Consider the following 20,675-nt stretch of genomic DNA (forward strand, 5'->3'; position numbering starts at 1 on the left):
ATGAGCGAATTACCTTTCTGGCAAAGTAAAACCCTTGATGAAATGACCGACGCCGAATGGGAGTCGTTGTGCGACGGCTGCGGGCAGTGCTGCCTGCACAAGCTGATGGATGAAGACACCGATGAAATTTACTTCACCAACGTTGCCTGTAAGCAGCTCAATATCAAAACCTGCCAGTGTCGTAACTATGAACGCCGCTTCGAATATGAACCAGACTGTATCAAGCTAACGCGTGACAACCTGCCGACCTTTGAGTGGCTACCGCACACCTGCGCCTATCGCCTGCTGGCGGAGGGCAAGCCGCTGCCGCACTGGCACCCGCTGATTACCGGTTCCAAAGCGGCCATGCACGGCGAGCGTATTTCGGTGCGCCATATTGCGGTGAAAGAATCTGAGGTAAGGGACTGGCAGGACCACATTTTAAATAAACCGGAATGGGCTGATTGAGCCCCGTGCCATGAAATAAGAAAGTGCCATACGGCTATAAAGCGGCGGGCGCGTGGCGTGGTAATCGTTGTGCGCCCGCTGCTGTTTCAAGCGTTTTACTGATAGTTAATCTTAATAATAAGACTTTTGCTAAATGGTCCGTCCTCGATATCTTTCGTCGGATTTTTCGTTAATTCAGCGATATAGTCATGGGTAACCACGGTTGTTGACTCGCCCGGAACATAGGTCGCAAAGGCGGCGTACTGGTTATATTCCACATCGCGGTGGGTGGTAGTGTCCAATATACGCATCAGCAGTCCGTTCCCCATATCCAAATGCGTAGCGTCATAGAGCGTATCATCGGTATAAAAACTGGTTGTTACGTCAAACTGTTCCGTACAGCCTGCAGCCTGATCTTTAACGGTTGAAACGCTGAAGGGCTGTCTCGGTGGACTTGTTGCGACCAGAGTGGAGATTACCTGCCCAAAATCAACGTTCTGACTCTCGGGATCAATCCTTATATCCACGCTGCAATCGAGAAAGTGGATATTGTCGAGGCCATCAATATAGTACCGGAGGTTATGGGTCGATGATGTATCCACCTGACCCTGTCCATCAAACTGCAATACGTTGATTGGCCCGAAATCGTAGATTGTCTTGTCATCCGGTGGAAAAGCCTTGAGTTTGGCGTATAAACGAAAGCGGGCGGGGAAGGTGATGTTTTTTTGTAGCGTGGTGCCGTTACAGTCAGGAGCGTGGTACGCCTTGCTGCTATCACTGTATCTGTCCATACACGTATGAGTTGGAATGCCCTCGCGTATCCCTTCGTGGTCGGCGCCATTGTAGGTAACCCCAAAGGTAAAATAGGGATTATTCAACACATCCGATCCATTAAGCTCGGGTAATTTAACCCAGGCATAAACCTCTTCTGTCGTCTCTATTATTCTCCAGCCCGAGGCATTTTGGCAATAAACGGTAATATTAATATCGGGACTTTCCCATATTTTCTTACCGATCTGGGCATCGTTTGGGATCGTAAAGGCGGGAAGCGTGGCCGTGACGCTGGTAAGGCCTCCCGCGTTGTTTTGATAACATTCAACCGCCCATGCAGGGGCGATGAAAAGAGCCAGCAGCAAACAGCAGAGCCGAAATAACGTATTCATTACTTAGACCTTTTTCACTGATTCGTTGTGACAGACAAGCTGTACGGAATTGCAACTCACTTTAAACATATTTAATCCACCGTAATCACCGATTAGCCCGATCTGAAAATTAGCCGGTAAATTTTTAATCGTCTGTGAGGTTTCGCTAAACGGTTCCACCATCATGCCCTCTGTATTGGGCAGCAGCGTTTTTCCGTTGGTGCCGATATAGCCAACGGTAATAAAATAAGCTGATTTATTTTTTATGGTCAGCCCAGTTGCGGAGCGGCTAATATCGAATTGACCAATCAGATTAAGCTGACCTTCGGCAACTTGAATAGCCTTTGGTCGCCAGAACACCTTAAGGCGACTCTGCATAGCAATCTGCATGGTGTTTTTCTTTTCCGAGCGAGGAGGAACTTCGCGAATATTATAGTAAAACAGCGTTTCACGGTCAGCTGGCAACTGCGCCAGCGTGGGTTGCGGCATGAGTCGAATCTGCGCTTGCTCTCCTCCCTCCAGGCGCAATAGTGGCGGGATAGCGGTAATATAGTTGCGCGACTTTTTCCCCGCTTTATCTTCAATCCACGACTGGGCGAGATAGGGAACGGTGGGGCTTTGGTTAGTCAGACGTACGGAGACACTTTTATCCGATTGATTAAATATAATGCGTGTTCTGTCGGGAGATACAGCGGCGTTGGCGACAAAGCAGGCGCTAAGTAAACACAATAATCCTTTATTGAGTAGCATAACTTTCATTATTATCATCCTGAATTAATGTTGATATTTGCACGGTATAATCACCGCCTGTCCGTCAAGATTGCTGTGGTTCGGCGGCGTAATTTCACACGTTTTATTATTCCATTGCAGCGTAAGAGTGCTGTTTTCATGGACGCCGCTGAGATATACAAACCCGTCATCGGCGACGAGCCCCATGTCGCGCCCGGTGTCTTTATCGGTAATGCTGACGCCCAAAGGTGGATATTGGCCGTCAGGAAGGCGAATAACGCCAACAATCTGATAGCCTTTTATCGCCTTCAACGGCATATAGCCAATAGCGCCTTCGGTTAGCGTGGTGCGAATGATCGAGTTGTTGACATCGACACCTTCAGGCAGGTTGTTACTGTTGACGGCTACCGTGGCCGTGGTGTAATTACCGACAGAAGGCACGACGGAAATGCCAAATATATTTGTCACGCTACGGTTGTTATTCACTTCAATGCCGGAAACACCATCGGCATCAACCATCACGCGGGATGTATTGCCTGGGCTATAGTCGTGGAGTGCTGCGCCGTATCGCGTGGCGGTGAGCGAGCCGCTCCAGCCTGCGCCAAACGATCGATAGTTGCTTGGTTGCACGGATCCGTTAACGTTGAAACGCCCGTAGGGTGAGTAGTGTTGGTAATAGCTGCGGACCGCAGATTTTGCGGTGGTTAATTCATGATCGGTACCGGTGACGGAGAGGTTCCAGTTGTTGTTTCTGTCGGAACCGTCGTAGTAGGTGGCGGTTTGCGTGGCTGCGTCATCACCATAGCGCTGCAGGCTATAGGTAACATTGCGACTGTGTTCCAAAGGAAGCGTGAAGGAGAAATAGAACTGATTCTCGTCATAATCGTCAGCGCGTACGCGACCTATGGATAACGAAGCGGAAATATCCTTGAAGTCGCCAATATCAAAGCTGTGGCTGATGGAAAGTGAGTAGTTGGTATTTGCCGTGCTGTCCCAATATGTGTTGCGCGTGATGTTGAAATAGGTGTTCAGCTTCATCTGATCGATAAACTGGTTAAAAGAGAGAACATAACTCTCCTTTTCATTCTCATAGTTGTTGTCTCCATCGCGTGAATTGATAAATTCGTTCATGGTGACGTAGTCTTTGTCAGAAAAACGGTAGCCTGCGAAGGTGATCTGACTATTGGTTTCTTCAAAGCGTTTGGAATAATTGGCTCGATAGCTGAAGCCGCGCTGCTGATTCCCGTCCTGATTGTGCAGATTAGCCTTGGCTCCGGTAACATCAAAAGATAGCGAGCCGAATTGATTCAGGTTAAAACCCACGCCGCCGGTTAGCGCTTGATAGTCATCAGCGGTCAGAATAGCGCCGCCATACAATGAAACATCGTTCAACCATCCCCAGGAGACTTCCCCGGTCCAAAACGTTGGGTTATTGATATCGTTATGCGTGCTGGAAGTCGGTTTCCCGACTGAGGTTTTGTACCGGGCGAGCCCTTTCCGTGTGAGGAAGGGAAGTGAAGCTGAGCCCACCTGGAACGAACTTTTCCGCCCGTCTTCCTCTTCTACCGTCACATCTAACTGCCCCTGTAGTGCTGAACCCAGATCGCTAATGGTGAATGGCCCAGGAGGAACGGTAGTTTGATAGAGCGTGCGCCCATTTTGCGCCACGGTGACCTTAGCATTGGTTTGGGCGATGCCGCTTATCTGTGGCGCATAGCCGCGTAAATCCGGCGGCAGCATCTGATCGTCGCTTTCCAGCGAGGCGCCCGTGAAGTGGAATGTATCGTAGAGATCGGAACGCAGGTCATACTGCCCCGTGGTAAATTTTGCTGCCAGAGAGGGCATCGGCCGGAACAGGTAGGTCTGCGGCAGGCTGCGAGTGACACCCGTCGATTCATTTTTGATAAAGGACTGGCTGTACTGATAATCACTGCGTAATCGCCATGCCCCGAGGTTAAAACCGAGCGTACCGTAACTGCTGAAACTTTGTGTGCTATCGCCGTGATTCGGGTTGTACGTGCTGGTATACAGGTTGTAATCGAGCAGTAAACCCGCAATGCCATTATCCCAATACTCCGGCGGCGTCCAGTTTTTAGCATGATACTTTAACCATGCCTGCGGTACGGTCAGCATCAGGACCATCGACGATCTGTTGAGCTGAGCCTTCAGTTCTGGTTTATGGCTAAGATCAACACATCCATTTTCTCCAGTGGGAGGCAGTGAATGAATAAACTCATCGGCAAAGCCAAATTCTGTTAGGCGCGCCGGGCTGAAACAGGGAAAGGAGCCATTTTCGTTATTTGATTCCATCCATTCAAGGTTATAGGTTGGCGGCAAGATATTGTTATTAATCTGTACGCGAACTTGATAAGTCCCGGCGGGGATATATCCTTTTTTTTCAAATTGCGATAAATCAATATTCTGGCGATCCTCTGCATCGATCATATCGGTGTTAAACTCAACGGCTAAGGTCACCGGAGATAATACAGCGGAAATACAGACGGAAAGTAAAACCCGTTTAACGAAAAGAGATGAATTCAGGGATGTAAAACAAGAAAACGTTAAAGTCCACATAAAAAACATCCCTGTCAATAAACGATACCATAAAAGCCGATGGTTTTCCCATCGGCTTGAGTTTGTAATAACCGTGTTCTGTTACTGATAAGTCAGAACGTAAGTGGCTTGAGCTGCAACATCGCCTTCACTCGCCGTGTGGGTCGGGGATTCCATACGAGCATGGAAATCAAGATTCTGAGTTGGGCTATTTACGTCGGTAAAATTAACCGCTAAAGGCTGGCCCAGCGTGATCTTGTTATAGTTAGCGTCAAGAATACGTACGCCAACATTCTTGGCACCACCGTAGTTATTTTCTTTGGTATTGTTGATAAGGCTGGTATCGGTGGCATCAACATTGGTGGCGCTAAAGGTGACGTCGACTTTACTGGTCGTTACGGGGTTACCAGTACCGTCATCTTTTACCAAAGTACAGTCGATCAAATGGATAGAGAAGTCAGCTGCGGTAGCGTCGCTGCTGCCATTCAACACGCTGTCGGCTACCTGACCTAACCAAACGTCGATATTGCTGCTTTCCGGTGCCACAGAACATGGCGCGGTGATCACAGTACCCGTGAAATTAACGGTACCGTGACCCTGGTCGTCAGCGCTGGCATTGAATGCTGCGCCTGAGAATAAGGAGGCCGTTACCACTGCAAATAATGTTTTTTTAAACATGGAATATAATCCTTTACAATATTGATATGAAAAAACATGTGTAGCATTAATAATATTAATTAACTACAGCGGCGAAACATTAACACATTTCATGAGTAGTGTTCATTAGAATTACTTAATGCATCAAGTTACCAAACTTAATGATGTTTAAAATGTTTCGTAATTTTATGTTTTTAATTTGAGTGATGTGCCGTATGTATGAATTATGGCGATAGTGATGAATGAATTCTTAAAATTGATAATTGGCGATTAATTTCCTGTCAGTTTTATTTAAAATCGGGCATAATAGGTAATTATACCTTATATAAAACAAATAAAATTATTGTGACACTCTTTGATTGTGCGTAATAAAAAATTAGCTGAATTTAAGGGAGGGATAATTATCGATGACGGCAGATAAGCGCATTGGTAACTGGGAAGGGGAGCAAAAATAGACCAGCTGCGGAGCTGCCGCAGCGGGTAGAAGGGCAATTAACGGCTGAACAGGTCGCGTCTTTTTGGTTTAAATGGTTGGGCAATCAGTACCAGCAGACTAATGACCAGGTAAGCGGCAAAAATACCCGCCAGCCATTGCGGATGTCGATCTTTACTGATCACAGCAAATGCTAATCAGAACCGTGCATGCCTGTGTGCATTTGCGCGGTTCCCCTGCCTCTTTCAATACCCGAGCATTCTTAATGCCAGCCAGATAATTCCTGCCCACAATAAAGTACATGGAAAAATAACAACACTAAGAGAACGCCAGCCGTTTCTACTCATCAGAACCCCACATTTACGTCATCATTACCAGGCGCGTTTGGCAATTCATCATCGGCGCGGGAGTGGAGAACTTTAGATAAATTTGCTCAGAGAGTATGGAAAAATCAACCCGGCGCGGTGGCCGGGTGGTGCGGAGTTGACGAGCGGCCAGATCTCTCCGGCGCAATGGCTGCTTCAGGCGATCAGATGGGTAGAAAACGCATCATTAAGTACGCCACGACAATGCAGACTAGCGTCATATACCAGACTATGCTCACGGTGTTTATCCCATTACCGGCTCAACGTAGACGAGCCTTTACGGGCGAGGACTTTAATCATCCTGGCAGGGATTTTCAACCGTGCAGGCGGTGAGGACTTTAGCCTTTCTTCGCGTGGAACAGGCCATCTTCGCCGTGCGCATCGTCTTCAACCCAGAAGTTGATGTTGAACTGGGCGTCATCGCTCAGTTCGATACGATGCCAGTACTGCGGCGGGCTGGTGGCGAACTGCCCGGCGTTAATCACCACTTTGACTTCTGGCTCTGTGGCCTGCTCATCATGAAAACCATAGTACGTTACCGTGCCTTCCATGACGCACAGTTGGCCGAAAACGTTGGCTGCGGTGTTGTGATGGGTCAGTAGCGCTGGTGGGACATTTTCTTTGGTAAAGAATGGGGTGGAGCGTTTGACTTTCCAGTTAGCAGGAATACGCAGGTGAGACATGATGTGCTCCTTAGTGGATGCGAATAAGTTGCATTTAATATGCAACTTTAAGGCGGCATCGTCAACTCACCGGCATAAAAAAACGCCCCCGAAGGAGCGTTGGCATTCTGGCAAGATAGCTTAACGACCGAACAGATCGCGTTTCTTCGCTTTGAACGGCTGGGCGATCAGCACCAGCAGACCAATGACCAGGTAAGCGGCAAAAATACCCACCAGCCATTGCGGCATTTCAAGCGTCAGGAATTCCCACTGACGAGCCGCGCAGTCGCCGGTTGCCACGAACACCTGCGGCAACCATTTATCCAGCGGCAGCCACGTCGGGAAACGGGCGGCGAAATCACAGGTCTGGAACGGGGAAGGGTGCAACTGGATCATGGTATGTTCCCATGCCAGCTGTAAACCTCGCAGGGCGCTGTACAGCCAGATTAGCAGCGCGACATAGCGCAACGGGGTTTTCGGCGCGATAGCGCCCACCAGACCCGCGCCCATAATACCGAACAGGGCGCAGCGTTCGTAAATGCATAATACGCAGGGTTGCAGCAGCATGACGTGCTGGAACCACAGCGCAACTAATTCAAGTATAAAAGCGGTTAACGCCATCAGGAGCCAGGCGCCGCGTCCCCTTGAGCACTGGTTTAAGAATTGCAACATTATCATTTCCCTGGAACATGCTAAATCATGGCAGTGTAAACGAAAACCGAAGCGACGCCAGCAGCTAGTCGGAAAATATTACGTAAATGAATATTCACAGCCCGGGACGCACCCGGGCCATGGAACGGATGACTATGACAACGACGGCGTAACCAGCCAGCCGTGGCTGAGCATCCATTGGGTCGCCGGCATCAACAGAGACTCGACGCACAGCAGGCCGACCAGCGTCAGCACGATAGTATACGGCAGCGCCATCCACACCATTCTCCCGTAGGAGAGACGAATGAGCGGCGCCAGCGCGGAGGTCAACAGGAACAGGAACGCTGCTTGCCCGTTGGGGGTGGCGACGGAAGGCAGGTTGGTACCGGTGTTGATGGCCACCGCCAGCATTTCAAACTGCTGCAGACTGATAGCGCCATGCTCCAGCGCGGTTTTCGCCTCGTTGATGTACACCGTGCCGACGAAGACGTTATCGGAAATAGACGAAAGCAGACCGTTGAACAGATAGAACAGCGACAGCTGAGCGTGCGGCGACGCCTGCAGGACGAACTCGATTATCGGCGCGAAAAGGTGTTGATCGATGATCACCGCCACGATAGCGAAAAAGACCGTCAGCAGGGCGGTAAACGGCAGCGCCTCGGTGAAGGCTTTGCCGATTGCGTGCTCGTCGGTCACGCCGGAGAACGTGGTGGCCAGCACGATGACGGAGAGGCCAATCAGGCCGACTTCCGCCAGATGCAGGGCGAGGGCGGCAATCAACCAGACGCCGATAATGCCCTGGGCGATAAGACGCAGCCGATCCTGACGGCTGCGGCTCCGGCGGCTACGGTCATCGAAATCCTGCAGCACGTTACGCACCGCCTCCGGCAGCGGTTCGCCGTAACCGAACAGGCGGAATTTCTCCAGCAGCAGGCAGGTGATGAGTCCGCATATCAGCACCGGCAGCGTCACCGGCGACATGCGGATGAAGAATTCACCGAAGTGCCAGCCCGCGGCTTTGGCAATAATCAGGTTTTGCGGTTCGCCAACCATCGTCATTACACCGCCGAGGGCGGTACCGACCCCCGCGTGCATCATCAGGCTGCGCAAGAAGCTGCGGAACTGTTCGAGGACATCGCGATAGTGCTGGTCGATATGGCTGTCATCGAGCATGTCGTTATCATCAGGCCGCGCGGAGGCGACACGATGGTAGATGCCGTAGAAACCAACCGCCACGCTAATGACCACCGCCACGACGGTCAATGCGTCAAGGAAGGCGGAGAGGAAAGCGGCGGCCAGGCAGAAGGCCAGCGACAACAGCATCTTGCTGCGGATCCCCAGCAGCAGGCGGGTAAAAATAAACAGCAACAGCTGCTTCATAAAGTAGATCCCGGCCACCATAAACATCAGCAGCAGCAGGACTTCGAGGTTATTGGCGATCTCTTCGCGCACATGTTCGGGGCTGGTCATACCGATCAGCACCGCTTCAATCGCCAGCAAACCACCCGGCAGCAGGGGATAGCACTTCAGCGCCATCGCCAGCGTAAAGATAAACTCCACCACCAGCAGCCAACCGGCGACAAAGGGATGAAGATAAAACGCCAGCGGGTTAACGACTAAGAAAACAAGCAGGATGAGCTTGTACCAGTCTGGCGACTGGCCGAGAAAGTTGCGCCACAGGGCGCGGCCATAAGACATTTCCACGACAGAGGTCCTTCCGTCAAACAACGTGATTTTATGCGTAAGGCTGGCAAGATTACCAGTTGAGCAAAATGGGAAGCAACTTTCTTCGCGGTGCGGTGCAGGTAATAGAATGCGCTAAGCAAAAGCTGAAAATGAAACGGCGATCCCCTTTTAATTACTTGTAGACGCTATCTGGCGTATGGCTGCTCTGGTATGATGAGTGCAATTTGCAACGCTGTGTAATGGAAATCTTACTATGGTCATTAAGGCGCAAAGCCCTGCGGGTTTCGCGGAAGAGTACATCATTGAAAGTATCTGGAATAACCGTTTCCCGCCTGGATCAATTCTCCCTGCTGAACGTGAACTTTCTGAACTGATTGGTGTAACCCGTACCACTCTGCGCGAAGTGTTGCAACGTCTGGCACGCGACGGTTGGTTAACCATCCAGCATGGTAAACCGACAAAGGTCAACAACTTCTGGGAAACTTCCGGGCTGAATATCCTTGAGACACTGGCGCGTCTCGACCACGATAGCGTACCGCAGCTCATTGATAATTTGCTCTCGGTTCGTACCAATATTTCGACGATCTTTATTCGCACTGCCTTCCGTCAGCATCCGGACAAAGCGCTGGAAGTACTGGCAAGAGCGCGTGAAGTTGAAGATCACGCCGATGCCTTCGCCGATCTGGATTACAACATCTTCCGCGGTCTGGCATTTGCCTCCGGCAACCCGATCTACGGTCTGATCCTCAACGGCATGAAGGGGCTGTATACCCGTATCGGTCGTCACTACTTTGCCAATCCGGAAGCGCGTAGCCTGGCGCTGGGTTTCTACCACCAGTTGGCGAAAGTGTGCGAAGAGAATCAGCACGATAAAGTGTATGAAATCGTTCGCGCCTATGGTCACAACAGTGGCGAGATCTGGCATCGGATGCAGAAAACGCTGCCGGGCGATTTAGCGATGAATATACGCTAAGCGTGGCTCGATAAATCAAAAACGCCCGGATAATCCGGGCGTTTTGCTTTCTGGCATCAATCAACGCTACAAGGCGTTCTGTCGCGGCGGTGTGCGCTCCAGCAACTCAACGCTGCCATCAGCGTTTTGCTGTTCGAGAATAACGTCAAAGCCCCACAGGCGGTGGACGTGTTTGAGCACCTCACGGCGGCTCTTATCCAGCGGCACGCGGTTATGCGGCACGTAGCGCAGCGTCAGCGAACGATCGCCACGTAAATCAACATTCCACACCTGGATATTCGGCTCAAGGTTGCTGAGGTTGTACTGCGCCGACAGTTTCGAGCGGATTTCCCGGTAACCTTCCTCATTATGGATGGCGGAAATCTCCAGGTAGTTATTGTGGTCGTCGTCGAGTACGGTGAATAAACGGAAATCGCGCATGACCTTCGGCGACAGGAACTGGCTGATAAAGCTCTCGTCTTTAAAGTCGCGCATGGCGAAATGCAGCGTCTCCAGCCAGTCGGAGCCAGCGATGTCCGGGAACCAGTAACGATCCTCTTCGGTCGGCGATTGACAGATGCGTTTAATATCCTGGTACATGGCAAAACCCAGCGCATAGGGGTTAATACCGCTGTACCACGGACTATTGTAGGGCGGCTGGAACACCACGTTGGTGTGGCTGTGCAGAAACTCCAGCATAAAGCGCTCGGTCACTTTGCCTTCGTCATACAGATGATTGAGGATGGTGTAGTGCCAGAATGTCGCCCAGCCCTCGTTCATTACCTGAGTCTGCTTCTGCGGATAAAAATACTGGCTGACCTTGCGCACGATACGCAGGATCTCGCGCTGCCAGGATTCGAGCAGCGGCGCGTTTTTCTCCATAAAGTACAGCAGATTCTCCTGCGGCTCAGAAGGGTAGCGGCGGGTCGCCTCAATCGCTTTTTCTTCTTCTCGCTTCGGCAGGGTACGCCACAGCATGTTCACCTGGCTTTGCAGATACTCTTCGCGGCTTTTCTGCCGCGCTTTCTCCTCTTGCAGCGAGATTTTCTGCGGACGCTTATAGCGGTCGACACCGTAGTTCATCAGCGCGTGGCAGGAGTCCAACAGCTTTTCGACTTCATCGACGCCGTAGCGCTCTTCGCACTCGGTGATGTATTTACGCGCGAAGATCAGGTAGTCGATAATGGAACTGGCATCAGTCCAGCTGCGGAACAGATAGTTGTTTTTAAAGAAGGAGTTGTGTCCATAGCAGGCGTGCGCCATCACCAGCGCCTGCATGGTAATGGTGTTCTCCTCCATTAAATAGGCGATACAGGGGTTGGAGTTAATCACGATTTCATAGGCCAGCCCCTGTTGGCCGTGCTTATAGGCCTGCTCAGTTTCGATAAATTTTTTACCGAACGACCAGTGCGGGTAGTTAATGGGCATCCCGACACTGGAATACGCGTCCATCATCTGTTCGGAGGTGATCACCTCGATTTGGTGCGGGTAGGTGTCGAGACGGTATAGCTTCGCCACCCGATCGACCTCGGCCAGATAGGTTTCCAGCAGTTCAAAAGTCCAGTCGGGTCCATCGCTTAAACGGGTGGTGTCCCTGTTCATGGAATCAATCGTAGCCATTAGCGCGCCCTCGTTGTTGGTGGTTCTCTCTGTGCGGAGAACCTCTAAACAAGCATAGAACACGCCATTACAAACTGCGTCTGCGGGTAATTTCTTTTCTTCGCGATTTCACAATCCTAAAGGCCTTAATTTAACATTGTTGCAGCATTTTATGCTGAGTAAAAATAAAGCGTAGCACGAGATAGTAAATCTCTGGGGTCAGCGCTGGTGCGGTTTGATGTGAGATAAGTCACCATAAATAAAGCGTATGTTGAATAATATTTTCATCTGGGTTATCAATTTGTAATCAGATGATTGTTCTTTAACTATTACGGAGTGGCTATGCGAGTCGTCATACTGGGAAGTGGGGTGGTTGGGGTAGCGAGTGCCTGGTATTTGAGTCAGGCGGGGCATGAGGTGACGGTCATTGACCGCCAGCCAGGGCCCGCTGAAGAAACCAGTGCCGCCAATGCCGGACAGATCTCCCCTGGCTACGCTGCGCCGTGGGCGGCGCCGGGCGTGCCGCTGAAGGCGATCAAATGGATGTTCCAGCGCCATGCGCCGCTGGCCATCGGTCTTGATGGCACGCAATTCCAGCTGAAGTGGATGTGGCAAATGCTACGTAACTGCGATACCCGCCACTACATGGAGAACAAAGGCCGGATGGTGCGTCTGGCGGAATACAGCCGTGATTGTCTGAAGGCGCTGCGTGAAACCACCGGCATTCAGTATGAAGGCCGTCAGGGCGGTACCCTGCAGCTCTTCCGTACCGAAAAACAGTATGAAAACGCCACCCGCGACATCGCTGTGCTGGAAGATGCCGGCGTACCGTATCAGCTACTGGAAGCCAACCGCCTGCTGGAAGTGGAACCGGCGCTGGCGGAAGTCAGCCATAAATTGACCGGCGGTCTGCGCTTGCCCAATGATGAAACCGGCGACTGCCAGCTGTTCACCACCCGCCTGGCGGCGATGGCTGAGGCGGCGGGTGTGACTTTCCGCTTTAATACGTCTGTTGATGCGCTGCTGTATGAAGGCGAGCAGATCGCTGGCGTGAAATGCGGCGACGAGATTATCAAGGGCGACGCCTATGTGATGGCGTTTGGCTCATACTCGACGGCGATGCTAAAAGGGCTGGTGGATATCCCGGTTTATCCGCTGAAGGGCTACTCGTTAACGATTCCGATTGCCGAAGAGAGCGGCGCACCGGTGTCGACGATCCTTGATGAGACCTACAAAATCGCCATTACCCGCTTTGACCAGCGTATTCGCGTCGGCGGTATGGCGGAAATCGTCGGCTTTAATAAAGAACTGCTGCAACCGCGCCGCGAGACGCTGGAAATGGTCGTGCGCGATCTGTTCCCGCGCGGCGGCTACGTCGAGCAGGCCACCTTCTGGACCGGCCTGCGGCCGATGACGCCGGATGGTACGCCGGTGGTTGGCCGTACGCCCTACAAAAACCTGTGGTTGAACACCGGACACGGTACGTTGGGCTGGACCATGGCCTGCGGTTCCGGCCAGCTGTTGAGCGACCTGATCTCCGGGCGTACGCCGGCGATCCCGTATGACGATCTGGCGGTGGCGCGCTACAGCCCTGGCTTTACTCCGGCTCGCGCCCAGCATCTGCACGGCGTGCATAACTAAGGAGTCCTCATGTCTCGTCCGGTAAAAGCCAGCATTGATTTGTCGGCTTTACGACAAAATTTACAGATTGTCCGTCGCGCGGCCCCTGGCTCGCGCGTTTGGGCGGTGGTGAAGGCCAATGCTTACGGTCACGGTCTGGCACGGATGTGGCAGGCCTTGAGCGCCGCAGATGGCTACGCGCTGCTCAACCTCGAAGAGGCGATTCTGCTGCGGGAGAATGGCTGGAAAGGGCCGATTCTGCTGTTGGAGGGCTTCTTCCACGCCGATGAACTGGCGTTGCTCGATAAGTATCGCCTGACCACCAGCGTGCACAGCAACTGGCAAATTAAAGCGTTGCAGCAGGCTAAACTGCACGCGCCGCTGGATATTTATCTGAAGGTGAATAGCGGCATGAACCGGTTGGGCTTCATGCCTGAGCGGGTGCATACCGTCTGGCAACAGCTGCGATCGCTTGCCAACGTCGGAGAAATGACGTTGATGTCGCACTTTGCGCAAGCGGAGGATCCGCAGGGTATCGTCGAGCCGATGCGCCGCATCGAGCAGGCGGCGGAAGGGCTTGATTGCCCGCGTTCGCTGTCAAACTCAGCGGCTACGCTGTGGCATCCGGAAGCGCATTTTGACTGGGTTCGTCCGGGGATTGTGCTCTACGGCGCGTCGCCGTCGGGGCAATGGCAGGATATCGCCAATAGCGGCCTGAAACCTACGATGACGCTCAGCAGTGAAGTGATTGCCGTACAGACGCTGAAAAACGGCGAGCGGGTGGGCTATGGCGGGCTGTATCAGGCCTCCGGCGAGCAGCGTATCGGCATTGTCGCCTGCGGCTATGCCGACGGTTATCCGCGCGTTGCGCCAAGCGGCACGCCGGTACTGGTCGATGGCGTACGGACCACGACGGTCGGGCGTATTTCGATGGATATGCTGGCGGTGGATCTGACGCCTTGTCCGCAGGCCGGTATTGGCGCGCCGGTTGAGTTGTGGGGGCAGGACATTAAGATTGACGATGTCGCTGCGGCTAGCGGCACCGTCGGTTATGAATTAATGTGCGCGCTGGCGCCGCGCGTCCCGGTCGTGACGGTGTAACTTAATGTGAGGCGGATCACTCCGCCTCTTCTTCCGCGACGCGTACCCCAACCTTCAGTACGTGATCGTTTTCTTTTTCTGCGACCGTCCATATCATTCCGGCAAATTCCACCTGGTCACCGACAACCGGCACTGCGCCCAGCAGTTGCTGAATCACATCGCCCAGCGATTGCTGGTGTTCGCGGAACTCCTCGCCGCCGTCGAGGCCGTAGATTTGCGCGACGTCGGCGAATTTGGCTTCAGCATCGAGGATGAAGTCGCCAAAGAAGCGCTGATCGAGCGATACCGGCGGCGACTGGCTGAACATTTTACCCAGCGCTGGCAGGTCGCGCTCACGGCCGATAACGCAGAGAATATCGCCATCCATCAGCCGCGTGCTACCGGTCGGATGAAGCAGAACATTGTCGCGGAACAGCGCCGCAATGCGCGTCTCCGGCGGCATATGCAGGTCGCGCAGCGCCGCGCCGACGCACCATTTATCATCGCCCAACTGATAAACAAACTGTTCCCACGGGTTTTCCGGGTGGATATCTAGCCCGACGCGTGAGATAGGCCAGCCAACTGGCGGAACCACGACTTTGGCCTTTTTCGCCGCCCACGACAGTGAGGTTCCCTGTAACACCAGCGAAATAAGCACCACGAAGAAGGCGACGTTAAAGAACAGGCGTGCGTTTTCAAGCCCGGCCATCATCGGGAAGACGGCGAGAATAATCGGCACCGCGCCGCGCAGGCCGACCCAACTGATAAATACCCGCTCGCGCAGGTTAAAGCCGCGGAACGGCAGCAGGCCAGCGAATACCGACAGCGGACGAGCGATGAAAATCATCCACATCGATAGCAGCAGCGCCGGAATGGCGATCGGCAACAGGTCGGACGGCGTCACCAGCAGACCGAGCACGAGGAACATGGCAATTTGCGCCAGCCACGCCAGGCCGTCAAAGTTTTGCAGGATGCCGTGACGGTTGCGAATCGGCCGGTTGCCTAACAGAAAACCGCAGAGATAGACCGCCAGAATGCCGCTCCCGTTCAGTGAGGTCGTGACGGCAAAAATCATAATCCCGCCGCTTAACGCCAGCAGCGGATAGAGCCCGGTCGGTAGGACGATGCGGTTGATCATTTGCAGCAGCAGATAGCCGCCGCCAAGGCCAATGGCGATCCCCAGACCAAACTGCTCAATGATATGCACCACGAACATCCAGCTCAGGCCGGTCTCGTGCTGTTGGATCATCTCGATAAGGGTGATCGTCAAAAATACCGCCATCGGATCGTTACTACCGGATTCGATTTCAAGGGTGGAGCCAACGCGCTCGTTCAGGCCCTTGCCGCCGAGCAGCGAAAACACCGCCGCGGCGTCGGTGGAGCCGACAATCGCGCCAATCAGTAGCCCTTCAATCAAATCGAGCTTGAAGATCCACGCCGCCATCATCCCGGTAAGCGCCGAGGTAATCAGTACGCCGACCGTTGCCAGCGACAGCGCGGGCCATAGCGCGACGCGAAACGAACTGGCCTGGGTGCGCATCCCGCCGTCCAGCAGGATCACCGCCAGCGCGAGGTTGCTCACCATATAGGCAAAGGGGTAGTTATCGAATGGAATGCCGCCGATACCATCGACGCCTGCCAGCATGCCGATGGCGAGGAAAATAACCAGAATCGGGATGCCGAGACGTGAGGAAAAGGAACTCAATAAAATACTGCAGGTTACTAAAACAGAACCCAGGATAAACAGACTAATGACCGCAGCGGCGTCCAATGTTCACGTACTCCTTGTCAGCGTGAAGGGATGAAAATTACACCATTTTAACAATCCGCGAGGTATCCGGAAACTCGCGGGGAGGATTTTTTATTCCGCCAGCACCGGATGGCCGCTGAGGGTTAATGTCGTGGCGGAAGCGTTGTTCACCAGCCGAGCGCGCGCGCCGAGCGGTAGGGTTACGGTGCGCTGCTCGTGGCCAAACTCAAGGCCGGTGATCAGCGGAATCGCGAGCTGGTCGCGCAGCCAGGTGTAAACCGAGGGCAGATCGTAGCCGTCGTCATAGTCGTTGGGTTGTGCGCCGGTAAAACTACCGAGCACGATGGCCCGTTGGCGGGCGAGAATGCCGCTATTCAGCAATTGCAGCAGCATACGCTCGACGCGGAATGGGTGTTCGTTGATATCCTCGAGCACCAGAATACCGTCGCTAATCTGCGGCAGCCATGGGGTGCCGATAAGCGAGACGATCATCGCCAGATTCCCTCCCCACAGCGTTCCTTCGGTGTGGCAATTTGGGCCTTCGCCTTGCCATTCGAGGGTAAACTCGGGCTCGCGTAGCGCCTGCCAGAAGTGGCGTTCGGTAAAGTCATTTAACGTTTCGGCGCCGAAGTTGCCCGCCAACATCGGCCCGCTGAAGCTGATGGTGTTCGCTTGAGCCAATAGCCCCATCTGGATCGCGGTGAAATCGCTGTGACCGCAGATAAGCAGCGGGTCCTGCTGCTGGCGCGTGGCAAGCCGTTGCCAGTCAATGTGCGGCAGCAGACGGGTGGCGCCATAGCCGCCGCGAACCGCCAGCACGATGCGATTTTTTCCCTCAAGGGCGGCAAGTTGGTTAATATCGGCCAGTCGTTCGCTTTCACTACCGGCGAAACGCTGCTGTCGACGGGGGATCGCCTGTTGGTTCAGCACCTGATGACCGGCCTCCTGCAGACGGGTCACGCCGCGGGCCGCCGCCTGTTGATTGATGCAGTAACCGGAAGGGGCGACCAGATAAAACTGAGACATGGCAATTCCTTGCTAAGAATGAAAGGGTTATCATGCCGCCTGGAGGGCCTAATGTCATCTCCGGTGGCAAACTTCAGCCTGTATCCGTCATCATTCAACTCGCCGCTGGGCTGGCGCGGTTCGCTCAGTGGAAATGATTCAGGTTCCATAAGGATAGATGTGTGAAATTGAGATGGTTTGTTGTTTTATTTGTACTGTTGGCCGGTTGTAGCTCAAAGCATGATTACACTAACCCGCCGTGGAACGCCGAGGTGCCGGTGAAACGGGCGATGCAGTGGATGCCGATCAGCGAAAAAGCCGGTGCCGCGTGGGGCGTGGATCCACAACTGGTGACGGCGATCATCGCGATTGAGTCCGGCGGCAACCCGACGGTGGTCAGCAAATCCGGCGCAGTGGGGCTGATGCAGCTGAAGCCATCGACTTCCGGGCGCGATGTTTATCAGCGGATGGGCTGGCGAGGCGAGCCTTCGGTCAGTGAACTGAAAAACCCCGAGCGCAATATTTCGATGGGCGCGGCCTACCTGAGTATTCTGGAAAATGGCCCGCTGGCGGGGATTAAAGACCCACAGGTGATGCGCTATGCGGTGGTGGTGTCGTATGCCAACGGCGCGGGCGCGCTGCTGCGCACCTTCTCGTCGAATCGCCAGGACGCCATTGATGAGATTAACGATCTCGACGCCGATGAGTTCTTCGAACATGTGGCGAAAAAACATCCGGCTCCACAGGCGCCGCGCTATATCTGGAAGCTGCAGAAAGCGCTGGACGCGATGTAACGTCGGTCTGCCTCTTGCCTCCGGGGTTTTCCCGGAGGCAATACCCCGATTAGAAATCGTAGCCTACGGTCGCCGTGACGCTACGTTCCGCTCCCCAGTAGCAGTTGCCGGTGCCGTAGCAGCCGGAAATATACTCGCGATCGCCGAGGTTATTGGCGTTTACCTGCACGTAAGCGCCTTTCATCGCTGGCGACCAGGCGCCAAGGTCAGCGCGCGCCATCGCATCCACTAGCGTGACCGACGGCAGACGCTCGGTATTGGCGTCATCCGCCCACTGCTTACCGATATAGCGCACGCCAGCGCCGATGCTAATCCCCGCAGGCAATTGGTAATGCGCCCACAACGAGGCCATCTGGTCCGGCGTCAACTGCGGTGTATTGTTATCGGTGCCGTCTTTGGTGTCCTGAAAGCGCAGGCGGTTCCAGGTATAGGAGGCAATCGTGCTCAGCTGCGGCGTAATCTGGTTATGCGCCTCCAGTTCTACGCCCTGCGAATGGACTTTCCCGGCCGGAATATAGGTTGCGGTGGCGATGTTCGGATCGCGGGTGGCGACATCCTTCTGCGTCAGATCGTAGATAGCGATGCTGTACAGGTCGCTGCTGCCTGGCGGCTGGAATTTCAAACCCGCCTCCACCTGTTCGGCCGTCGTGGGTTTTAAGGGCTTGCCGTCGGCGCCCGGCAGCATCGCCGGGGTAATCGCCTGACTGTAGCTTAAGTAGGGCGAGAGCCCATTGTCGAGGGCGTACAGCAGTGAGGCGCGGCCGCTAATGTGATCGTCGGAGCGGCGATTTGACGTGCCCCAGGTATCGCTAACCTGCTGTGAAACGATCCGGTCATAGCGCCCGGAAACATCAACATGCCAGCGATTCCAGACCATTTCATCCTGCAGATACAGCCCGGTCTGATAATAACGGCGGTTATTGTTGTCGCTCCAGGTCACGGTATGCCCGGTTTGCCGGGTGTAGCCGGTGAACGGGTTGAGCGGTGCCGCGCTGCCCGCGCCGGTCCAGAGATCATTGCGGAAGCGGTGATATTCGGCGCCGAGGATCAGCGTATGCGCCAGCTCGCCGGTATTGAAGTCGGCGCGCAGGCGGTTATCGGTTGACCAGGCGTCCAGCGACCCGCGTGAGCCGCTGTAGCCGCGGGAGAGCATATCGCTGTCGCCGACCCAACCGACCTGATAGACCTGATCCAGTGAGACGTTGGTGTGGGTATAGCTACCGGCGGAATAAGCCGACCAGACGTCGCTGAACTGGTGATTAAATTCATAGCTGTAGATCTGCTCGCGGCGCTGGTAGCCATCGCCCGGATCGCCTTCGTTGGTGCCGGGAGAGAGCTTACGACCATTGTGCGCGTAGCGGGTGCCGTCCAGCGGCAGAGAGCCGTGGTAGCCGCCGGAGGGGTCTTTTTGCAAATAGGCGCGCAGCAGCAGTGAGGTATCGCTATCCGGCTGCCATAACACGGAAGGCGAGATCGCGTAGCGTTCTTCGCGGGTATGGTCATACTGCGTGTCGCTGCTGCGGGTCATGCCGATCAGCCGCCAGGCCCACTGATCATTGATGGCATCGGTATAATCGAAGGCCGCGCCCTTGGTGTTTTGCGTGCCACCGGTTAGGCGGAAGTGGCCCTGCTGGGTGAACTGCGGGCGTTTGGAGGTCAGGTTGACTACGCCGCCCGGCACGCTCTGGCCGTAGAGCGCGGAAGAGGGGCCGCGAATAACATCGACGCGTTCGATAAACCACGGATCGATTTGCAGAACGTTATGGCTGCCGCCATCACTCATCAGGCGCATGCCGTCGAGGAACAGGTTATCGACATCGCCGCCGTGGTAGCCGCGCAGGGAAATCGTATCGAAGCGCGTCGCGCCGCCGCCAAAGCTGGAGTAAACCCCCGGCGTGTACTGTAGCGCCTGGCTGACGGTGTTGGCCCCCTGATCGGCGATCTGCTGGCGGGTGATGACCGAAACCGACTGCGCGGTGGTGATCAGCGGCTGGTCGGTTTTGCTGGCCCCGGTAGAGGTTTTCGCGTTGTAACCCTGAGTCTGCGCGCTGGCGGAGTCGTCAGGCTGCGCGGTCACCACCAGAGTTTCTTCCGCTTGCGCGGCGAGAGGAAAGGCGGCGGCGAACGCGCACACCAGCGCTGAGCGCTTAAAGTAAACGGATGAGATCATGCCATAATCCTGAATAGCGCGGTTTGGCACTCCTGTGCGCCGCCGCGGAAAACAAACGAAACACTTTTTCGTTAAAAATAATGCGAATTATTATCGTTTGCTTTTGCATGATCAAGCGAATGCCGTATAAATTCAGCGAACACGGTGAAAAAATTAACGGCAGCCGCACGAACGGTAGACCGGATAAGGCGCAGCCGCCATCCGGCGCAAAAGCGGCTCCTTATCCGCGGATATTGCCCGTTGGCGCTGCGCTTGCGTGGGCCCACTAATGTGTGGTGCCGGGTGATACTGTTCGGTTTATCACTTGTGGAGAGGCGCAGTTCGGTGCGGCACCCGAACTGCGTGGCAGAGAAACTGGCCGGTTCTCTCTGCACGTAAGGAATAGTACAAGCCTCGGCCTT

Annotated in this window: 16 protein-coding genes and 1 pseudogene; 5 read left to right on the forward strand and 12 right to left on the reverse strand. The window is 54.2% G+C overall.

Annotation, left to right across the window (positions count from 1 at the left end; translation table 11 throughout):
- A complete protein-coding gene (locus tag PYR66_09245; protein WEF29862.1) occupies positions 1-447 on the forward strand; it encodes a YcgN family cysteine cluster protein in 447 nt (148 codons plus the stop codon).
- Positions 448-542: 95 nt separating this feature from the next.
- Here the strand turns inward: PYR66_09245 and PYR66_09250 are convergent, their stop codons facing one another.
- The 8 genes and pseudogenes from PYR66_09250 to nhaB all read right to left on the reverse strand — a co-directional run bounded on the left by PYR66_09250 (position 543) and on the right by nhaB (position 9,322).
- Entirely contained in the window at positions 543-1,589 is a 1,047-nt protein-coding gene (locus PYR66_09250) for a pilus assembly protein (protein ID WEF29863.1), read from the reverse strand.
- A 3-nt stretch (positions 1,590-1,592) separates the two neighbouring features.
- A complete protein-coding gene (locus PYR66_09255; GenBank protein WEF29864.1) occupies positions 1,593-2,336 on the reverse strand; it encodes a molecular chaperone in 744 nt (247 codons plus the stop codon).
- A gap of 6 nt (positions 2,337-2,342) precedes the next feature.
- The gene (locus tag PYR66_09260; GenBank protein WEF30396.1) at positions 2,343-4,742 is read right to left on the reverse strand and encodes a fimbrial biogenesis outer membrane usher protein; all 2,400 of its coding nucleotides are present in this window, start codon (positions 4,740-4,742) and stop codon (positions 2,343-2,345) included.
- A gap of 210 nt (positions 4,743-4,952) precedes the next feature.
- Positions 4,953-5,528: a fimbrial-like protein gene (locus PYR66_09265; protein ID WEF29865.1), complete on the reverse strand. Its 576-nt coding sequence runs from the start codon at positions 5,526-5,528 to the stop codon at positions 4,953-4,955.
- 471 nt (positions 5,529-5,999) lie between these two features.
- A pseudogene (locus tag PYR66_09270) lies at positions 6,000-6,104 on the reverse strand (disulfide bond formation protein B).
- 539 nt (positions 6,105-6,643) lie between these two features.
- A complete protein-coding gene (locus PYR66_09275) occupies positions 6,644-6,988 on the reverse strand; it encodes a DUF1971 domain-containing protein (GenBank protein ID WEF29866.1) in 345 nt (114 codons plus the stop codon).
- 120 nt (positions 6,989-7,108) lie between these two features.
- Positions 7,109-7,639, reverse strand: a complete 531-nt coding sequence (gene dsbB, locus PYR66_09280; protein WEF29867.1) for a disulfide bond formation protein DsbB — start codon at positions 7,637-7,639, stop codon at positions 7,109-7,111.
- A 132-nt stretch (positions 7,640-7,771) separates the two neighbouring features.
- A complete protein-coding gene (nhaB, locus tag PYR66_09285; protein ID WEF29868.1) occupies positions 7,772-9,322 on the reverse strand; it encodes a sodium/proton antiporter NhaB in 1,551 nt (516 codons plus the stop codon).
- Positions 9,323-9,557: 235 nt separating this feature from the next.
- Here nhaB and fadR point away from each other — a divergent pair, with 235 nt between their 5' ends.
- On the forward strand, positions 9,558-10,277 hold the full coding sequence (gene fadR / locus PYR66_09290; GenBank protein WEF29869.1) for a fatty acid metabolism transcriptional regulator FadR: 720 nt from the start codon (positions 9,558-9,560) through the stop codon (positions 10,275-10,277).
- A gap of 66 nt (positions 10,278-10,343) precedes the next feature.
- Here fadR and PYR66_09295 read toward each other — a convergent pair whose 3' ends face one another.
- Entirely contained in the window at positions 10,344-11,876 is a 1,533-nt protein-coding gene (locus tag PYR66_09295; protein ID WEF29870.1) for a SpoVR family protein, read from the reverse strand.
- Between the two features lie 321 nt (positions 11,877-12,197).
- Here PYR66_09295 and PYR66_09300 point away from each other — a divergent pair, with 321 nt between their 5' ends.
- Both PYR66_09300 and dadX read left to right on the forward strand, forming a co-directional pair.
- Complete coding sequence (locus PYR66_09300) at positions 12,198-13,496, forward strand: D-amino acid dehydrogenase (protein WEF29871.1); 1,299 nt, start codon at positions 12,198-12,200, stop codon at positions 13,494-13,496.
- A 9-nt stretch (positions 13,497-13,505) separates the two neighbouring features.
- A complete protein-coding gene (gene dadX / locus PYR66_09305; GenBank protein ID WEF29872.1) occupies positions 13,506-14,576 on the forward strand; it encodes a catabolic alanine racemase DadX in 1,071 nt (356 codons plus the stop codon).
- 16 nt (positions 14,577-14,592) lie between these two features.
- On the opposite strand, the gene PYR66_09310 is transcribed toward dadX, so the two are convergent.
- Both PYR66_09310 and ldcA read right to left on the reverse strand, forming a co-directional pair.
- On the reverse strand, positions 14,593-16,326 hold the full coding sequence (locus PYR66_09310; protein WEF29873.1) for a potassium/proton antiporter: 1,734 nt from the start codon (positions 16,324-16,326) through the stop codon (positions 14,593-14,595).
- Between the two features lie 90 nt (positions 16,327-16,416).
- On the reverse strand, positions 16,417-17,331 hold the full coding sequence (gene ldcA, locus PYR66_09315; GenBank protein WEF29874.1) for a muramoyltetrapeptide carboxypeptidase: 915 nt from the start codon (positions 17,329-17,331) through the stop codon (positions 16,417-16,419).
- Between the two features lie 161 nt (positions 17,332-17,492).
- On the opposite strand from ldcA, the gene emtA reads away from it, so the two are divergent.
- Positions 17,493-18,104, forward strand: coding sequence for a membrane-bound lytic murein transglycosylase EmtA (emtA, locus tag PYR66_09320; protein WEF29875.1), 612 nt, complete (start codon positions 17,493-17,495; stop codon positions 18,102-18,104).
- 49 nt (positions 18,105-18,153) lie between these two features.
- On the opposite strand, the gene PYR66_09325 is transcribed toward emtA, so the two are convergent.
- Entirely contained in the window at positions 18,154-20,274 is a 2,121-nt protein-coding gene (locus tag PYR66_09325) for a TonB-dependent siderophore receptor (protein ID WEF29876.1), read from the reverse strand.
- Between the last annotated feature and the right edge of the window lie 401 nt (positions 20,275-20,675).

Source organism: Klebsiella aerogenes, assembly GCA_029027985.1.
Lineage (GTDB): Bacteria > Pseudomonadota > Gammaproteobacteria > Enterobacterales > Enterobacteriaceae > Klebsiella > Klebsiella aerogenes_A.